This window comes from Treponema denticola ATCC 35405, assembly GCF_000008185.1.
Taxonomy (GTDB): domain Bacteria; phylum Spirochaetota; class Spirochaetia; order Treponematales; family Treponemataceae; genus Treponema_B; species Treponema_B denticola.
In genome coordinates, this window is record NC_002967.9 from 939,130 (window position 1) to 958,082 (window position 18,953).

The 18,953-nt window shown below is 39.6% G+C and carries 13 protein-coding genes; 1 reads left to right on the plus strand and 12 read right to left on the minus strand.

Annotation, left to right across the window (positions count from 1 at the left end; genetic code table 11):
- Positions 1-60: 60 nt before the first annotated feature.
- The 5 genes from TDE_RS04425 to TDE_RS04445 all read right to left on the minus strand — a co-directional run bounded on the left by TDE_RS04425 (position 61) and on the right by TDE_RS04445 (position 8,595).
- A complete protein-coding gene (locus tag TDE_RS04425; protein WP_002682215.1) occupies positions 61-1,002 on the minus strand; it encodes a helix-turn-helix domain-containing protein in 942 nt (313 codons plus the stop codon).
- Positions 1,003-1,078: 76 nt separating this feature from the next.
- Positions 1,079-2,818 carry an ABC transporter ATP-binding protein gene (locus tag TDE_RS04430; RefSeq protein WP_002682220.1) on the minus strand — a complete coding sequence of 580 codons (1,740 nt, stop codon included), beginning with the start codon at positions 2,816-2,818 and terminating at the stop codon, positions 1,079-1,081.
- Positions 2,808-4,601 carry an ABC transporter ATP-binding protein gene (locus tag TDE_RS04435; RefSeq protein ID WP_002682222.1) on the minus strand — a complete coding sequence of 598 codons (1,794 nt, stop codon included), beginning with the start codon at positions 4,599-4,601 and terminating at the stop codon, positions 2,808-2,810. Before TDE_RS04435 ends, TDE_RS04430 begins: the two co-directional genes overlap by 11 nt.
- A 279-nt stretch (positions 4,602-4,880) precedes the next feature.
- A complete protein-coding gene (locus tag TDE_RS04440; protein ID WP_002682224.1) occupies positions 4,881-6,692 on the minus strand; it encodes an ABC transporter ATP-binding protein in 1,812 nt (603 codons plus the stop codon).
- Positions 6,693-6,711: 19 nt separating this feature from the next.
- Positions 6,712-8,595, minus strand: a complete 1,884-nt coding sequence (locus tag TDE_RS04445) for an ABC transporter ATP-binding protein (RefSeq protein ID WP_002682225.1) — start codon at positions 8,593-8,595, stop codon at positions 6,712-6,714.
- A gap of 262 nt (positions 8,596-8,857) precedes the next feature.
- Here TDE_RS04445 and pepT point away from each other — a divergent pair, with 262 nt between their 5' ends.
- On the plus strand, positions 8,858-10,063 hold the full coding sequence (gene pepT / locus TDE_RS04450; RefSeq protein WP_002682226.1) for a peptidase T: 1,206 nt from the start codon (positions 8,858-8,860) through the stop codon (positions 10,061-10,063).
- Between the two features lie 89 nt (positions 10,064-10,152).
- Here the strand turns inward: pepT and TDE_RS04455 are convergent, their stop codons facing one another.
- From TDE_RS04455 to TDE_RS04485, 7 genes are all read right to left on the minus strand, one after another.
- Entirely contained in the window at positions 10,153-10,968 is an 816-nt protein-coding gene (locus tag TDE_RS04455; RefSeq protein WP_002682228.1) for a PhnE/PtxC family ABC transporter permease, read from the minus strand.
- On the minus strand, positions 10,965-11,834 hold the full coding sequence (locus TDE_RS04460) for an ABC transporter permease subunit (protein ID WP_002682230.1): 870 nt from the start codon (positions 11,832-11,834) through the stop codon (positions 10,965-10,967). The genes TDE_RS04455 and TDE_RS04460 overlap by 4 nt, the downstream gene beginning before the upstream one ends.
- The gene (gene phnC, locus TDE_RS04465) at positions 11,831-12,601 is read right to left on the minus strand and encodes a phosphonate ABC transporter ATP-binding protein (protein ID WP_002682233.1); all 771 of its coding nucleotides are present in this window, start codon (positions 12,599-12,601) and stop codon (positions 11,831-11,833) included. Before phnC ends, TDE_RS04460 begins: the two co-directional genes overlap by 4 nt.
- Before the next feature lie 78 nt (positions 12,602-12,679).
- Positions 12,680-13,696, minus strand: a complete 1,017-nt coding sequence (gene argF / locus TDE_RS04470; protein ID WP_002682235.1) for an ornithine carbamoyltransferase — start codon at positions 13,694-13,696, stop codon at positions 12,680-12,682.
- A gap of 107 nt (positions 13,697-13,803) precedes the next feature.
- Positions 13,804-14,649, minus strand: a complete 846-nt coding sequence (locus TDE_RS04475) for a YitT family protein (protein ID WP_002670316.1) — start codon at positions 14,647-14,649, stop codon at positions 13,804-13,806.
- Positions 14,650-14,721: 72 nt separating this feature from the next.
- Complete coding sequence (locus tag TDE_RS04480; protein ID WP_002682237.1) at positions 14,722-16,068, minus strand: MATE family efflux transporter; 1,347 nt, start codon at positions 16,066-16,068, stop codon at positions 14,722-14,724.
- 26 nt (positions 16,069-16,094) lie between these two features.
- Positions 16,095-18,905, minus strand: a complete 2,811-nt coding sequence (locus TDE_RS04485) for a CHASE2 domain-containing protein (protein WP_002682238.1) — start codon at positions 18,903-18,905, stop codon at positions 16,095-16,097.
- Positions 18,906-18,953: the final 48 nt, after the last annotated feature.

Below are 18,953 nucleotides of genomic sequence, written 5' to 3' on the forward strand. Positions count from 1 at the left end.
TTTATAAGCAACGCTGTGAAGATAGAACCGGTATGTATTACACCGAAGAAACCTAACCTTTCACCTCTTTCTATATTCATTCGGGAGCATACCTGTGTACTTTTCAAAGCAGGCGGAAAAATAGCCGGTGCTGCGGTAGCCGAGACTTTGGGCGATGTTTGCAACATACATATTAGTATTTAAAAGCAGGGAGCAGGCTTTTTCCATCTTTTTATTAACAAGATAATCGGTGAGCGAGAAACCGGTAACGGCTTTAAAAACATATTTAAATTTTGAAGGACTCATACACGACATTTTTGCAAGCGTTTCAAGCGGCAGTCTTTTGTGTAAGTTTTTATTTATGAACTCAATCGTTTGCATAATAGCTGCATGGTCGGCTGAAAAAACGGAGTGTTCCGCTTTTTGTATGTTTTCGGTTTTTCGTAAAAGAAGGGCGGCGATTTCGTCAACTTTGCTTTTAAAAAAAAGTTTTGCACTCGCTTCGGTTCCCGAGAATTTCCGTATCTGATTCAATATAAAAGAAATTTCAGGGATATAGTTTTCTTTCGGCAAGAGAGAAATTTTTGTACAAAAATTTTCTTCCGTAATGCCGAAGGTGTTTTTTAAATATGCACCGTAATATTCGGGGTTTAATTGAAGCCCGATAATACATGCAGGGGTTTCCTTTTTTATAACATACTGAACCGCTTTGACTTTAGTGTAATGTTGAATGTATTGCATTCCGGTATACACCCTTCCTGCAGGATATTTTTTGTCGGAGGCAATAGAATCATATTGCTGAAGATAAATACCTTCATCCGATGGTACCGTATATTTAAAATCCTCATAGTAAAGATGATCGGCAATACAAATATGTGCATAAGAGCCTACATCATAAATAGCAGAATAGCCTTTTCCTATTTCGGAAGAAAATGCATAGGTTTTAAAATGCGGATACGGATTATCTTTTTTTACGATATCAGAATTAGTATGGTTTAAAAAAGCGTAATAACTTTTTTGCATAATTTAACACTCCAATCATTAGTATACAATAAAAACAAATTTTAAGCTATAGCTTACATTTTCAGAAAACTTATTCCTACTTTTGCAGTCTGTACCATTCGGCGTATTTGGAATTTAGGGCAATAAGTTCTTCATGAGTTCCCGATTCCAATAATTTGCCGTCATCGATTACGTTTATTATATCCGCATTTTTTACAGTAGAAAGACGGTGCGCGATTATAAGTGTTGTTCGCCCTTTCTTTAAAACTTCGATACCTGCATTTATAAGTTTTTCGGTTTCGGTATCAATGTTTGCCGTAGCCTCATCTAAGATTAGAATTTTAGGATCTCTTACCATGGCACGGGCAAAACAGATAATCTGCCTCTCTCCTTCCGAAAAGTTTTTTCCGTTTTCGTTCACTTCAGCATCCAAACCTTTTTTCGAATGTTCTATAAGATTTGTGCCGCCTACAGCCTTTAAAGCTTTTTCGCAAGATTCTCTATTTATAAGAGGATCGTTTAAACTTATGTTGTCAAAAATCGTTCCGCTAAAAAGATAGGGTTCCTGCAAGACCACTGCAATCTTGGAACGCAGGGTTTTTAATTCAAGAGAGCGTATATCCTGCCCGTCAATTAAAACCTTACCGCCGGAATTTTCATAAAAACCTAAAATCAAATTCATAATCGTAGATTTTCCGCAGCCGGTCTTTCCGACAAAGGCTATGGTCATCCCGTCTTCCGCATTAAAATCAAGTCCTTTTAAAATTGGAATGCCTTCTTTGTATTCAAATTGAGTGTTTGAAAATTTTATATCTCCCATGGGAGAATGAGGAGTGCCGTTTGTTCTTTCATGTTCAAAATTGATTATCTCCGAAACTCTTCCCGCCGCAACAAAAGCGTTTTTGTAAATATTTATCTGCATAAATAATTTTAAAAAGACATCGGTTATTTCCTTATTATAACTTATAACGATTACAAGAGTACCGACAAGAAAATGAGCTCCCTGAAAATACAGATATCCGAACACTCCCAAAAGGGCGGCGTAAATTAAGGTTCTAATTCTTGCAATAATATTCCAAGAAAAAAGCCCCGAGAGTAAAACCATTTTTCGTTTTGAAGTATATGCCGGGAGATTAAATTTATCGAACTCTTTTTCTATTTTTTCCTCTGCACAAAAAGCTTGCACGGTTTCAATAGAATTAATGCTTTCGTTAAAAAATCCGTTTAATTCTCCGATTGAATTTCTATAATCCCGTGTCGGCTTGTCGCTCTTTTTTAAATAATACCGAGCAAGAAAATAAACAACCGGCAGATAGGCAAAACTAGCCCCAAAAAGATAGGAACTCATAAGTGCCAAACGGATATATAAAACTATACATAATAAAATTACACTAAATACCTCGCCCAAAACCAAAAAGTATAAATCGCCTACTGCATTTACATCGGAAGAAAAACGGCTCATTATATTTCCCGAAGTCATTTCATCAAAATGTTTCATCTTTAAATTTAAAAGATGACCGGCCATATCCATTTGAATATGTTCACAGGCGGTATTTGCAATTTTTCTAAAAAGCAATGTTTTTACATACATCGATAAAAAAAATAAAAGGGCAGTCCCCAAAAACAAAAGGGCATGTTTAATTAAAAAATTTTTTAAGCCGGGCATATTTACAAGGTCGGCATTTATAACGCTTGCCGTAATTGTAGGAAGATAGGCTGAAGATGCAATAAAAATTCCTACTACAACAAAGGCTGCTAAGACATAAGTCTTGCAGTATTTTAGGTACGAGAGAAAAAATCTATAATTTACTTTGAGTTTATTGGTCTTATCTTTCATCTTTTTTTCCTCCGTCAATTTGTAGGTCTGCATCTTCAGCTTGCATAAGTTCCGCAGAATGGCTGTGCTGGTATTCAAACTGCTCCGCATACCAGCCGCCTTCTTTTATAAGTTTTTCGTGCGTTCCTTGCTGAATAATTTTACCGTCATCCAGCACAATTATTTTGTCTGCATGCTGAACAGCCGAAAGACGGTGTGCCGATATAATACAGATATTAAATGAAGAAGATTTTTTTAGGTTTTCGATTATCTTAACTTCAGTGTCCGCATCGACGGCAGAAATGGCATCATCCAAAATCAAAACTTCCGGTTCTTTAAGAAGAGCACGGGCAAGGGCAATTCGTTGCCTTTGCCCTCCTGAAAGCATAACACCTTTTTCTCCTATTTTTGTATCGATCCCGTTTGTAAGTTTTTCAATGTCGCTTTTTACATCAGCCGCTTCCAAAACCTTTAATATTTTTTCTTTTTCAATTTCCTTTTCATAAAAGCATAAGTTTTCACAAACGGTTCCCGATAAAAGTTGAGGACGCTGACTTACATAAGCGGTCTTGTTTCTAAAAGAAAAAATATCGCAATTTTTTAAGGGAATATTATTTATGAAGATATTTTCATTTTGAGGATACAGGCTGAAAAATTGTTTTATCAAACTTGTTTTACCCGAACCGGTTTTTCCGGTAATTCCTAAAATTTCTCCTTGTGAAATTTCAAAGGAAATATCCTGTAAAACTTTCTTTTCGGAATCGGAATATGCAAAGCTGAAATTTTTAAAAGAAATTTTTTCTATTCTTTCGATTTTTTCTTTGTTTCCCATGGACGGAAATTCGTTGTTATCTCTTATAAGAGCATTTATTCTGTCGATAGCTGCATCTGCCGACTTTTGAATTTGTAAGTAAAAGCCGCTTGCCATTCCGCTCCATGCAATCATTCCGACAAAAACAAAAAACGAAACAAGATTCCCTGAAGTAATTTCTCCTATATGTACAAGGTAACCGCCGTAGCAAAAGGCTATTATGATACAAAGATTTGTAATAAAGGCTGTACATGGCTGCAAAATAGAGGTTAGTTTAACTTGTGCATAAAGAACCGAAAAATAATTTTTAACAATGGAAGAAAGTTTTTTTAACCTGACTTGCTCATTCACGTAACAGCGTATAAGTTTTATTCCTTCAGCGAGCTCCAAAATACCTTGGTTGACCTTGGAAAATTCCGCATAGGTTTTACCCGTTCTATCTTTTATTGCTTTACCTAAAGAAAAATAAATAATAGTTATAAGCGGTATTGGGAGGACGACTGCAAGGGTTAACTTCCATGAAATTAAAACCGACATCATAAAAATTGCAGCTCCGGGATATGCAAAGGAGTCCATCAGCATTATAAAACCGTTAGCAAAATAATTTTCTACGGCAGTGACATCATTTGAGGTGCGAGCCAAAATATCGCCTGAAGTATATTTTTTAAAAAACGGCGGAGTCTTTTTTAAAACAGACGAAATTATTTTTTTTCTAAAAAGATAAGCCGCCCTGTTTCCAGAATTGTGAATAAAGAACATAAACATGGAAGAAAAAAAATATCCCATACAGGTGAAAAAAATTATTTTTACCACATACGCAATAAGGGCACTTTGTGTCATAGTAGAATTTTTTAATTCATCGACGGCAAGACCTATGTAGTATCCCGGCACGACCGTCAAAAACTCATCTGAAAGTAAAAAGAAACCTCCAAACATTCTTTTAAGCCTGATAGATTTAAAAATCTCTTCGGCTTCCTTTTGTATCTTAAACATAACTACTCCGATGTCTCTAAAATATTGTAAACTTAATCTTACAAAAGAGTATAATATATCGGAACCGATATTGTCAATAGTTTAGATATTTTTTATTAATAAAGGAGAATATTCTTAACTTACAAATAGGCGGAACAGATGCTAGGAGCGCGCAAAAACATCGCTGCTGCTTAGAACCACCGACCTCCATGTCGGTACTGACACACCCGGCGACGTAAATAGAGGGAGTAATCTACTCAACTTGCAAATAGGCGGAACAGATGCCCGCATATTTGCAAGTTATGCCGACCATTGATCGCTTTCTCTCTGCAGCCGATACATCTCCCGATAAATACCGTCCTTCTCCATCAACTCGGAGTGGGTACCTGTTTCGGCAATGGTTCCCTTGTTAAGCACTATAATCTTGTCGGCAGTTTCTACCGTTCGCAGTCTGTGAGCGATGACGATAACGGTTTTATTTTTTATCAGTGTGCTGATGGCATGCTGAATGAGCGTTTCGTTTTCGGGATCGAGGGCGGCAGTTGCTTCATCCAAGAGGATGATTGGCGCGTCCTTTAAAAGTGCACGGGCGATGGAAAGCCGCTGGCGCTCTCCGCCTGAAAGGGTGTAACCGTTTTCGCCGATTTCCGTGTCATAGCCTTGCGGTAGTTTTTCGATGAACGAATCGCACTGTGCGGCTTTTGCGGCAGCAAGCACTTGTTCTCTTGTAGCGTTTCGATTGCCGATTAAAATATTGTTGTATACCGTGTCATTGAAGAGTACGACATCTTGAAACACAATTGAAAAAGCTCCGAGCAGAGTTTCAGGTTCCACCGTGGAAACATCGACACCGCCTATGCTGACCGTGCCCGATGAGGCATCCCAAAAGCGTGCAGCCAAGCGTGCAATCGTGGACTTTCCGCAACCTGAGTGCCCGACAAGGGCGGTAATTTCGCCCTGCTTTGCGGTAAAGCTTATTCCTCTGACCGTATCTTCTTCGGTATTGTTTGCTGTACTATCTGCCATTGAATTATCGTCGGAGCTCCCGCCTATGCCGCCTGCACCTTTGCTGGTCGATTCATTATACGAGAATGAAACATTATCATAGGAAATGTCGTAACCGTTCGGATTGAATGTTTCGCTTCCCGTCTGGGCCGGATAATTAACAATCGCCTGTTTCCGTTCAACGGCAATCAGCGTATAAAAGAACTCGGCGAGCAGCATAAACACCGTTGTCAGCGGATCGAAGATACGGCAGGAGACCAGCAAAAAGACGATATATGTCAACAGTTCAATTTGCCCCTGCGCCAGCAAAAACGCCCCATAGGAAATAACCAGCGGAAAGCCGAAGCGGATAAACATCGCTACACCGAACATAAGCGCTCCGATCGACGCTTCCGATTTGAGCGCAGCTCCTGTCGCTTCGGTAATATCGGTTTTGAGCTTCTGTACATACTCCGCTTTTTTATCGGAAGACTTCAATACTTTGACGTTCTCGATCATCTGCTGGAGGGAATCGTATATCGAATCTTTGCGGACTATGACGCTTTTCATCTTTTTTTCCGAAAGCCTGCGGCAGCCGACGACGATAAAAAATCCTGCAAAGGCACAAACAAACAACGCAATGGTCATCCGCCAATCCAAAAGGGCAAGAAGACCGGCTGCAATCAAAATCGAAATAATACCGCTGAACATCTCCGGCACGACATTGGAAAGCGCTTCTTCAATCGTCGTAACATCGTTCAAAAGCGTCGAGGTTAAATACGACAAATCCTGCCTGCCGAAGTAGGACAGCGGGAGCTTTCTAAGCGATTCTGCAAGCGAAATACGCACATTCGCCGCTTCTTCATATGCACCGTTGTACATCCTGCCGTACTTCAGTTTTTCGAGGATGAACAGTACAACAATAATCGCAAGAGCGGCTGCAGACACCGCCCACACATTCGGTACTTGAAAACCTTGCTGCATGATGCGCGCCAAAAAATACTGCAGCACATACAGCGAAAGTCCCAGCGGTACCATCAAAAATAAATTGATAATGACACCGAGCGTAATCGACGAACGCAAATTACGCATTCCCGCATCAGATAAAGCAAAAAATCTTTTTAACATAAAAACCTCCCCAAATTATCTATACTTTCCACTCGATGCCTTTTTGGAAATTATCCCACATACTTGCGTACAAGCCCTTCCGTGCGAGCAGTTCGGTGTGCGTGCCTTCTTCTTCAATTTTGCCCTCGTTGATGACACAGATTTTATCGGCGTTTACAACCGAAGAGAGGCGGTGGGCGATCATGATGACGGTTTTATCTTTGAGCAGTACGTCGAATGTCTTTTTGATTTTGTGTTCGTTTTCGGCGTCGGCAAAGGCGGTTGCTTCGTCCAGCACGATAATCGGTGCGTCCTGCAAGAGGGTGCGGGCAATGGCAAGCCTCTGTGCTTCTCCGCCTGATACGTATGTGCCCTTAGTTCCGTACACGGTGTCGATACCGGCAGGCAGTTTTTCGATGATGTCCATGCACTCGGCTTTACGGAGGGCTTCCATCACTTCTTCTCGGCTTGCGTCTTTTTTGCCGTAGCGGATGTTTTCAAAAATACTTTCTTTAAAGAGCTTATTTTCTTGAAACACAAAGCCGACGGTGTGCAAAAGGTCGCTTGTTTTAATGTCGCGGATATCGACACCGCCGATACTGATTTCCCCTGAATCAATTTCCCAAAAGCGGCCGAGCAAATTGACGAGGGTCGTTTTGCCTCCACCTGAAGGTCCGACAAGAGCGGTAAGCGAATGTTCGGGAATATGCAAGCTGATGCCGTTCACTGTGGCGCGGCCCTTGTTCCCTGTGTCCGTTTCCGCAGATCCCGCCGTTTCCGTTTTATAAGAAAACACTACGTCTCTAAATTCTATATCGTATTTTTCGGGCAATACGGACTTTTCCGGTTCTTTGGTCAGCGGCGCTTGCAAGATATCTTCAATACGGTTGAGCGCATCGTTTGAGCGCTGATTGAATGAATTTGCATACATAACTTTCATCAGCATGGTGTAGGTAACCGGTGCAAAGGCAAGATAAAACACAAAACTGTAAAAAAAGCGAGGATCGAGCGTCGCACTGCCCGCTATCAACAGAGCGGCAGGCAGCAGGAATAGAAAGCCCGCTTTAACGAGTGCGAGGAAAATCGAATAGCCGTTTTCCCACGACAGCGAATATTTATACACAAATTCTTTGTAGTTCATAATAGAAGTGTAAAAGTTTTTGAAATAATACACGGACTGATTAAAGGTTTTGATAACCGAAATGCCGCGTACGTATTCGGTGCCCGCATTGTTCATCTGCTCAAGTGCATTTTCGTACTTTTGCATAAAGCCGGAATTTGAACTGATTTGCATTAAAACCGCTTGCAGCACGAAAGCAAGCACAAGCGGCAATAGGGAAATAAGTCCGAGCCGCCAATCGAATACCAACATGAGCGCGAGTATCGCAAAAGGAGACACCATGTTCTGTGCCGTATCGGGCAGGTTATGAGCGATGAGCGTTTCAAGTTGATTGACGTTTTTTTCAAACACTTTGCGCACCTTGCCGCTTACGTGCGTGATATGCCAGCCGATGGGAAGTTCCGCCAGTGCTTCGGCCATCCGTATCGAAAGGTTTTCTTGAATGGTAAATGCCGTCGCATGCGAAAGCATGAGCGCTGCATAATACAACACAAAGCCCGCCGCCGCGGAGCCGACTGCCCACAGTCCGTAGCGTGTAAGGGAGGCGGCGTTTACCGCTTCTTTTGCTACGGCGGCGGCAATCACATCGCGCATTACAAAGAACACCATAATGTACGGCACAAAGCTCACAAGGGCACTCAAGCCTGAAAGCATAAGCGACAGTGGCAAAAGCCCTCTGCTTTTTCCCGCGTAGCTTAAAAGTCGCTTGATGGTTTTCTGTTTTGCAGGGTTTCGTTCCGCCTGCTGCTTTGCCGGGTCTCGTTCAGTATTTTTCTGTGCCGGCCGGTTTTGTTTATCATTCATAGAGAATCCTCCATTTAATTATTTTATCCTAAAAAATTAGCCATAGTAAACATACTATATGTTATACAATCTTAACGGTTTTGTCAATATGACGGTGCCGTCACTTATTTGATAAAAAAATATATACAAACAAAAACGGATTGTCAAGCACTTTAGATACTTTGTGTCAAAGGACGGTGTGGAAATTTTTCCCCACTTTACACAAGGCTGCAAAAGTGTTAGGCTGTTCATCGTAAACTATAATATTTTTACAGGAGACATTATGGATTATCTTAAAAGATTTCAAAAATACATTTCGATGGACACTAAGTCCAACGAAGAAAATGAATGCTGTCCCAGTACTCCAGGACAGCTTGAGCTGGGAAAATACCTTGTAAAAGAATTGACCGAGATGGGCTTAAAGGCTGAGCAGGATAAGCACGGTTATGTTTATTCGGCCATTCCTGCAAACACCGATAAAAAGGTTCCCGCAATCGGTTTTATAGCCCACATGGATACGGCTCCCGATTTGGACGGCAAGTGCGTAAATCCGAAAGTTTTTGTGTACAAGGGCGGGGATATTAAACTCAACGATGAGTACACCATGACCGTCAAAGATTTTCCCTTCTTAAAAGAGCTTGAAGGTCAGGAGATTATTACAACCGACGGAACAACCCTCTTGGGTGCAGACGATAAGGCCGGTATTACAATTATCATGGGCGCTATAGAATATCTTTTGGCTCATCCCGAAATTAAACACGGCGAAATAAAAATCGGCTTTACTCCCGATGAAGAAATCGGAAGAGGTGCCGATCTTTTTGATGTAAAAAACTTCGGAGCGGACTTTGCCTATACCGTAGACGGCGGCCCCTTGGGTGAACTCGAATACGAAAACTTTAATGCCGCAAGCGTTAAGATAGAAATTCAAGGAAAGAATGTGCACCCGGGTTCTGCAAAAAATATGATGGTTAACTCTCTTTCTGCGGCAAGAGAATTGGAGAACATGCTTCCCGAAGAACAAAAGCCGGAATATACCGAAGGCTATGAAGGTTTTATTCATTTAACTTCTATTGAAGGGAGCGTTGATTTTACAAAGATGTCTTATATTATCCGAGATCACTTTATGGAAAGCTTCCTTCACAAAAAAGAACTTATGAAGACTGCTGTCGATTTTTTAAATAAAAAATACGGCAATATAATCAAGATGGAAATAAAAGATTCTTATTACAACATGAAAGAAAAAATCGAACCGCACATGGAAATAATTGAGCTTGCAAAAAAATCTATGACTGATGTCGGTATTGAACCCCATATAGTCCCGGTCAGGGGAGGGACTGACGGAGCCCGCCTTTCTTTTATGGGGCTTCCCTGTCCTAACCTTTTTGCAGGCGGTTATAATTTTCACGGACGCTTCGAGCTCATCCCCACAAAATCAATCGAAAAGGGAATTGAGCTTGTTGTAAAAATTGCAGAGAACAACGCCAAGTAGTTCTTTTGTTTAAAAGTTTTAACGGAATGTTTAGCGTGGCAGGAGAAAAAAGCTCTTTTGATTTTTCCTGCCCCGTTAAACTCAAAGGCCTAATGTCTAATCCTGTTTCTTATCCTTGTCGAAGATATTTCCAAAATAATAGCCGTTCCGAAAATAAGATAGGATATAAAGCCGACTTCACTCATATTAAAGTTTAAAGAGCCTGCCATAAAAAGCTCGTAACCTATTCCGCCGGCCCCTGCCGCAGCTCCTACGGCAACAGCATTTCCGAAGTTAATTTCAAATCTAAAAAAACTCCACGAGATTAGATTGTTTATCGAAGCGGGGAGAACTGCCTGACTTATAATTTCGATGTAGCTTGCTCCGCAGGCTCTTAAGGCCTCAATCGTTTTTTTGTCTATGCCATCAAAGCTTTCCGAAAAGCCTTTTACGAGATAGGCTGTGCTGTGAAAGCTCATACCGAGGACGGCGGCCTCTGCTCCTATGTTTGCAACTACCGAAAATATTAAAACCCAAATAATTGTCGGCACGGAGCGGATAAGGGACATTGCCGTTCTTATGATTTTTACAAGATGCTTGTTTGAAAGATTTTCCGAGGCGGCTATCCCTAAAAAGAAAGCAAGCACAACTCCGAAGACGGTGGTTAAAAGGGCAAGGCTTAAACTTACCAAAAGAGAAAAAAATATGTCCGCATAAGAATATTTTTGCGACAGCTTAGGGAAAAAAAATAAATCCTTTGAATATTCCGTAAATTGTAAAAAAGCTTTTTGAATTCCATAGTCGGGCTTTTCCATTTGAAATAAGCTTATAATTGTAAGGCTTGATAAAAAAATAAGAACAAATAAAATTAATACTCTTTGCTTTGAGAATCTTCTTATTTTTATTTTTTTTGTTGTTCCAATCATAAAAGAATCCGCCTTATTTTATTTGAAAGAATATCGATGAGTAAAACTATGATTACAAGGCATAGAATAATTAAGCCCGCACTGTTATAACGGAAACTTTTAAAATAAAGGTTAAATAAAAAACCTATTCCCGTTCCCGTTAGAATTCCTATTAGAGCGGAGTCCCTCACATTCGTTTCAACCGTGTATAAGAGCCACGAAACAAGACCGGGTGCTATGCTTGGGAATACGGCATTAAAGAGAGCCGGAAAATACGGAACGCCTGCAGCCCGCAGTGCCGTAAAAGATTCTTCGCTTGTTTCTTCTATCATTTCCTTAAAAGCTCTTACCAGATGACCCAAGGTAATTATAAAGAGAGCTAAAAAACCGGTAAAATTATTTTGTTTAAACGAAAACAATAAAAGCATTGCCCATGCCACCAGCGGAATGTTTCTTAAAAACGAGGCTGTCATGGTAAGGATTATTTGAAAGGGCTTATTTATTCCTGTGGTTTGAGAACCGAGGAGGGCTAAGATAAGGGCAAAAAAAGCCGCAGCGGTAGTTGCAGAGGCCGCTATTACACAGGTTTCGCCCAAGGTTTTTATTATAATCGGAATATGTTTTAAACTTTCATTGTCGGGTTTAAAGTTTTTTATAAGCCAAGCTATTGCAAGGGGAAATTTAAAAATTGCTTTAAGGTCTTTAAAGCCGGTTATATTTGATGCAAAATAATATATTAAAATAAGACTTAAAAGAATAATAATTGCCTTTAGTTTTTTCTTCGCAAAAAAGAATTGTTTTTTTTCCCAAGAGTATGAAGTTTCTTTTTTATGATAATGTCTTTTCTTTTTTTTGTCCTCAGAATAAATTTTTAAATCAAACTTCATAGAGATTTTTCTCCGCTGTCAATAGAAACATTTGTAAAAATTTCTTTGTGCAATACTTCATCGTTTAAGGAATCGGGTATTCCGTCAAAAACTATTTTCCCGTTATTGAGAGCGATGATTCTATCGGCATATTTTTTTGCAGCTTCCATTTGGTGTAAACTTATAAGGCAGGCAATGTTTTTGTTTACTGCGAATTCTTTGATATAATTTAAAACCGTTTCTGACGACTGCGGGTCAAGGGAGGCTATGGGCTCATCGCATAACAAAAGCTTAGGGCTTTGCATTAAGGCTCTTGCAATCCCTATTCTTTGTTTTTGACCGCCGCTTAATTCGCTGCATCTTTGAAAGGCAAATTCTTCCATGCCTACGGTTTGTAAAAGAGCAAAGGCTTTTTCTTTTTCTTCTTCGGTATAAAGGCCTAGGGCTCCGCGGTAAGAAGGAATTGAACCGAGGCAGCCGTGCAAAACATTTTCGACGGCATTAAGACGCTCGACCAGATTATAATTTTGAAAAATCATTCCTATCTTTGAGCGGTATTGTCTTAATTTTTTTCCTTTAAGCTTGTTTATTTTTTCTCCTAAAAAAATAACTTCTCCCTCATCCGGCTCGACCAAGCGGTTTATACATCTAAGCATTGTAGATTTTCCGGCTCCCGACAGGCCTATGATTGCAAGAATTTCTCCTTCTTCTATTTTAAAAGAAATGCTTTGTAAGGCCCTTCGTCCCGAAGGATAAGTTTTTGAAATGTTTTTAAGTTCAAGAATCACAAGGCTTCCCTCCAAAAAAATTAAAGACTCTTCCTAAAGTTTTTAGAAAGAGTCTAAGGTTAGCAAATATAAAAAAGATTAGCACATTGTGGCATACATAACAGCCTTGATTGTATGCATGCGGTTTTCGGCTTCATCAAAAACAACTGATTTATGAGATTCAAAAACCTCGTTTGTAACTTCCATTTCGGGAAGACCGAACTTTTTGTTAATCTCCTGACCCTTAGTTGTCTTTAAGTCATGGAAGGAGGGGAGGCAGTGCAAGAAGATTGCATCCTTGTCTGCATTGTCCATAGCGGCCTTGTTTACCTGATAGGGCTTTAAGAGCTTAATGCGTTCTTCCCATACGCTGTCGGGTTCTCCCATAGATACCCAAATGTCGGTATAAAGAACATGAGCGCCTTTTGTGCCTTCGCTTACGTTTTCGGTAAGGGTTACGCTTCCGCCTGTTTGGGCAGCTATTTTCTTTGCTTCGGCTACCAAGTCTTCAGTGGGGAAGAGGTGCTTGGGTGAACATGCCGTAAAGTGCATTCCCATTTTTACGCAGGCTATCATGAGGGAGTTGGCTACGTTGTTTCGTGCATCTCCCATGTATGTAAATTTAAGTCCTTTCAAATAGCCGAATTTTTCTTCGATTGTAAGAAGGTCTGCAAGCATTTGAGTCGGGTGGAAAAGGTCGGTTAATCCGTTCCATACGGGAACACCGGAATATTCGGCCAATGTTTCTACAAGCTCTTGGCTGAAGCCTCTGTACTCGATACCGTCATACATTCTGCCTAAAACACGGGCTGTGTCTTCGATAGATTCTTTATGTCCCATCTGTGAAGAATTGGGATCAAGGTAGGTAACGCCCATTCCAAGGTCATAACCTGCAACTTCAAAAGAGCATCGTGTTCTTGTAGAGGTTTTTTCAAAAAGAAGAACGATGTTTTTTCCTTCTAGGTATCTGTGAGGAATTCCGGCCCTTTTCATGTCTTTAAAATTTTTTGAAAGGTCAAGTAAATAGCGGATTTCGTCTGTAGTAAAATCCAACAATTTTAGAAAGCTTCTTCCGCGCAAGTTTTTTGCGCTCTTTCCGCGAATTTCTTTAAGCATAGTTTTAACTCCTTAAGATGCTATTGATGAATGGGAACAATATATCAGCTTTTTCAAAAATAATCCAGTACCTTTTAAGATTGTACTTTTTTTGTTTTAAGCTGTGGTTATTCGCCTATCCTTCTCCAATGCCAGCCGAATACGGAGTGGGCGTTTGTTACAACCATAAAGGCTTTAGGGTCGTTTGCGGCAAGATAGCTTTTTAACTTTACAAAGTCCCTGCGGCTCATAACGGTTTGAATAACCGAGCGTTCGGCTCTTGTGTAAGCCCCCGTTGCCTTATATACGTTTGCAGAACGGCCTAGTTCCACCATAAATCGGCAAAGCTCATCGGGCTTATCCGTATTTATAACGCAGTATTTACTCATGTTAAGGCCGTCGATTGTAGAGTCGATTACGAGCCCGTTTATGATTACACCCACCAACGAAAACAAGGCTATTTCCGGGCCGTAAGCAAAGCCCGCAAAAACTGTAATGGTAAAGTCCGTAATTAAGCAGCCTTTTCCCAAGTCGAGGCCGAAATATTTTTGCAGAATCATTGCAAAGATATCGCTTCCTCCGGTTGATGCATACTGATTTAAAACTATGCCTACGCCTCCCCCGTAAAGGATGACGGCAATTACCAGCTGTAAGAATTTGTCGTTTACAATCGGTCCCTGCAATGGAACAAAAATTTCTAAAAGCCATACCGCTCCTGAAAGTCCAAGGCTCGCACAAACCGTTTTAAGACCGAATTTGTTTCCGATGATTAAAAAGCCGAGAGCAAACAGAAAAATGTTTACTACAACAAGTAGGGCTCCTGTAGAAAGCGGAAGGTATTTTGACAATACCAAGGCCATTCCCGTAGCCCCGCCCAAGGATAATTTTGAAGGCAGCAAGAAAAAATGAATACCTGATGCTATCATCAAAACTCCGCAAACAATGTAAAAAAAACTTAATAATTTTTCTTTCATTTTTTTTCCTTATAAAAAAATAGAATTTATTTGAATTTGAAAAAGCAAACAATTACAATTTAGATCATTTGCTTATTTTTTTAAGTTAAGAATTTCGGCCGTCTTTTTTTTCCATTTTCCTGAACAATAGTAAAAGAGTGTTAAAAGAAAGCCTGCTGCTGATCCAACCGAAACGGCAAGCCAGATCCCATCCGAGCCTAAATATCGAGACAGAACGGCTGCTGCCGGTACTCTAAACACCCACATAGCCAATAATGTTGAAATCATCGGAAAAACAGTTTCTCCCGCTCCTCGTATAACTCCGTTTAGAGTAAATGTTATTGTATTAAAAAAATATGCAGGTGCAACTATTATTAAGTATCTTGCGCCCAATTCAATTACTTCCGGATTATTTACAAAAAGGAACATAACTGCTTTACCGAAGATAACTATTGCCGTAGTAGCCGTAATTGTAATTCCTAGTCCTAAAAATAATGAAGCCCGCAAACCTTTTTTTACTCTGTCTAATCTTCCGGCTCCTATGTTTTGGCCTGTAAAGGATGAAAGGGCAACGCCTATATTTAGGGCTGGCATTACAATAAAGCCGTCAAGTTTACCTGCGGCTGAATAGGCTGCTGCCGTTTGTGTACCGAAGGTATTTACAATCGAAAGGAGGGCCATAAAACCTCCTCCGACCAAGGCTTGCTGTATTCCTGATGGAAAGCCCATTTTGACGGACTGAATACAAATAGTTTTATCGAATTTTAATTTAAAAAAGTTTACTCTAAAATCCTTATATTTTATTCGACAATAAAATATAAGCCAAAAACAAGAAATAAATTGGGCTATTATGGTTGCTATTGCAGCTCCCGCAATACCCCATTTGAATACTATTACAAAAAGACAGTCAAGACCTATATTTATTATTGTAGAGATGATTAAGGCATAAAGGGGTGTCATTGAATCCCCAAATCCTCTCAGCATTGCAGTAAAGGCATTATATATAAATAAAAAAATAATTCCGGTAAAAATGAGTCTTAAATAGATAAGGGCTTCCTCAAAGACATCGGAAGGAGTGTTCATTATTTTTAAGATATAAGGCGCAAAAACAAAGCCTATAGCCGTAGCGATAAGCCCTGCCCAAAATAGAATTAATATACTTGTTTGAATTACCTTACTTATTTCTTCTTCTTTTTTTGCTCCGACAAATTGAGCTATTAAAATATTACAAGCCATAGTAAAACCTATGACAAGGGATATAAAAATAAACCATACAGGGAAAGAAATACCTACGGCAGCAAGAGCATGATCGCCTATACTTTTTCCGACTACAATGCTGTCAACAACATTATATAACTGCTGAAAGATATTACCTAATAGCATCGGTAATGAAAAAAGAGTTATTTGCTTTAGCTCATCTCCTTGAGTTAAGTTTTTCATATTATTGTCCTTATAAATTAAGAGATTTATTTACTTGTCATGTTTACAATATCGCTGTGTGTTGCCGCCGTTTCAGCGTCTGCAAGAAGCATCTTCATTCTTTCAACATACATCTTTGAAGGCTCGTCATCGGGAGAGACTTCCAAACACTTGTTAAAAAGATTAAGGGCTTTTTGATATTCTCTTTGGCGGTAAAAATCTATTGCGTTTTCAAATATGCCTACGAGCTGTACCATTTCCGCATAGGCTTCGGATTTGACTGCCATAACATTGTAAAGCTGAACAGGGGTATTGATACCCACAACCCTTACGCGGTCGAGGCGGCGGCCAAGGAAAGCATCATTTGTTTCGTTCCATGTAGATTCGGAAGCTAAAATCCATGTGCCGTATTTTTTGTTTACACCTTCAAGACGGGCTGCAAGGTTTACGTCATTTCCCATAATTGTGTAGTTCATTTTTTTTTCGGTGCCCATGTTTCCGACAACCATTTCGCCGGTATTTATTCCTATGCGTGTAAAGATGGGCATGGGAATGTCGCCTACATCATAAAGCTGTTTATTGAGTTCGGCTTCAGCCTGTTTCATTCTGATTGCCGCAAGACATGCCCTGTATGCATGGTCGGGCAAATCCATCGGTGCTCCAAAAAAAGAAACGATGGCGTCTCCTATGTATTTGTCAATCGTGCCTTTTTCTTGTAGAATTAAATCGCTCATTTGTGTGAGGTATACGTTTAAAACCGAAACCAAGTGTTCGGGCGTAATTTTTTCCGAAAGGGTGGAAAAAGATTTTATATCGGTAAACAGAGCCGTAATTCTTTTTTGTTCTCCTCCGAGAGTGAGCTTGTCGGGGTCGGCAATAATTTCATTTACAACATCGTCCGAAAGATAAACACCGAAGGCCTTTCTTAAAAAGCCCTTTTCTTTTTCGCTGAAAATAAAGTTTAGTAAGAGGATAACTATAAAACTTATGACGACCGTTATAACCGGAAGAAATAGCTGTAAGTATATTTTTCCGAATACGAATAAAAGAATTCCTATAGAAAGAGTTAAACTCAATAAAACGATTCCAAGAAGAACCTTTATAAATCCTCTTTCTATCTTTTTCATCATAAAGGCTGTAAATATTGCTATTACAAAGGCAAGTATTATTGAAACCCATTTTGGAAGAGGTCTTATAAAGTCCTCATTCATAATCGTGTTATAAATATTGGCATGGGTACCTACATTGGGGTAAGATTTCCAAAAAGGGTTTACGCCTAAATCGGAGGTGCCTACGCCGCTGTATCCTATAATTGCAAATGCGTTGTTGCAAAAGCCGTTTATATAGTTTATATGTTCCGAATAGTTTTTATATTCTTCTTTTGCATTTTTAAAAAGTTCGGTAACATAGGCATCTATATCGTCATATTGATTTGAGCCGTTCTGCTCTTTTATTTTTGCAAAAAGGCTGTGTATTTCTTTATCGAAATCTCCGCTTAAAAATTTACTGTAATTATCAAAAAAGGAACTGCGTGCCGCAAAGTATTCTTTAAAATCCTGCTTGTCCTTATTTAGAAGTTCTTTTTTCCATTGGTCAAGCCTTGCGTATTCACTTTCTAAAGAAGTAACCGCATTGTGATAAGAAAGATAGCCGTCTGCAGTTCTGATTTGCAAATCTTTTATGGCTTCTAAAAGTGAAATTAAATTCTTTTCCATTATGTCGGCGTAGGTTAGGGCATAGACCGATAAGCTTTTAAAGCTGCCGTTTTCGGGATTTTCCGTGTCGGCAAAGCGTTTTTTTAGCCAGTTTATTAAAAGGTTTCCTTCTTCATCCAGAGGAATTGTAAGGTCTTTTCTTTTTTCCAAATCGGACGGATCTTTGGCATTTTTTAAAATCAGCTTCCTTCTCGACCGGATAATTTTTTCGGGTTCAAGGATGTGAAGGATGGGAGTAAAGACCAGCTGGCCTATGTACCTTCCTTCGTATTCGGTTAAAAGAGAAATGCGGCGGCGTACACCGTCTTCGTCTATAACCACGTTCGGAAAACCTGCTCCTCTTGCGTATTGCAGTATGGGCATAATCGTCGGAGCCATTCCGTATTCTTCATTTGCCGCCTTGCGGTTTGCTAATGTTTCCTTTTTAAAAAGCCCTGTTTTATCTTCTACATTGGTAAACAAAAAATTATTGTAGGCAAAATCTTTTAGTTCCTTTGTTTCGCCGCCTATGTTTATATTTACCGCATTTATGGTTAAAAAAGCATTTTCAAAAAAGCCTACAGCAGCTCCCATGTAGGCATCATTATCTCTAAAAACATTTTGTTTAATTGAATCGGAAAGTTCATCAATTCTTGATTTAAAATAGTCGGACATATCCTGTCCTATTGTTTTTACTTCGGAAAGCGGAATGTTTTTACCGGCCACCGCATCCGAAAACTCTTTTATATATTCTCCGAATTCCTGACGCACGGCTGTATATTCTTTGGGCAATTCATGTTCTACATAGGCATTATTTGCACCTGCCCTTCCTGCAGACAGGTACTCAATATCGAAAACCGCCGCCTTACCGCCTGATTCTTTTAAGCGGATTAAAACATCGGCTAAGACGTCCCTTGACCAAGGCCAAGAGCCGATTTGTTCTATAGAAAAGTCATCGACATTTAAAAGGAGAATTTCGCTTTTTTCTTTGATTTCCGGTTTAAGTTTTAGCATGGCATCGTAGACTTGGTTTTCTATATTTCTTCCAAATTTAATAAAACTAAAGGCAGTAAAAATTAAAAATACAACTATTGCTATTATAAAATTAAGATTCTTTTGTAAAAAAACTATAAATGCAGATTTATTTTTTTCTTTTTCGACCATAAATTTCTCCCGAGCTGTTTATCATATTTCCTTTGTTTACATAAAATC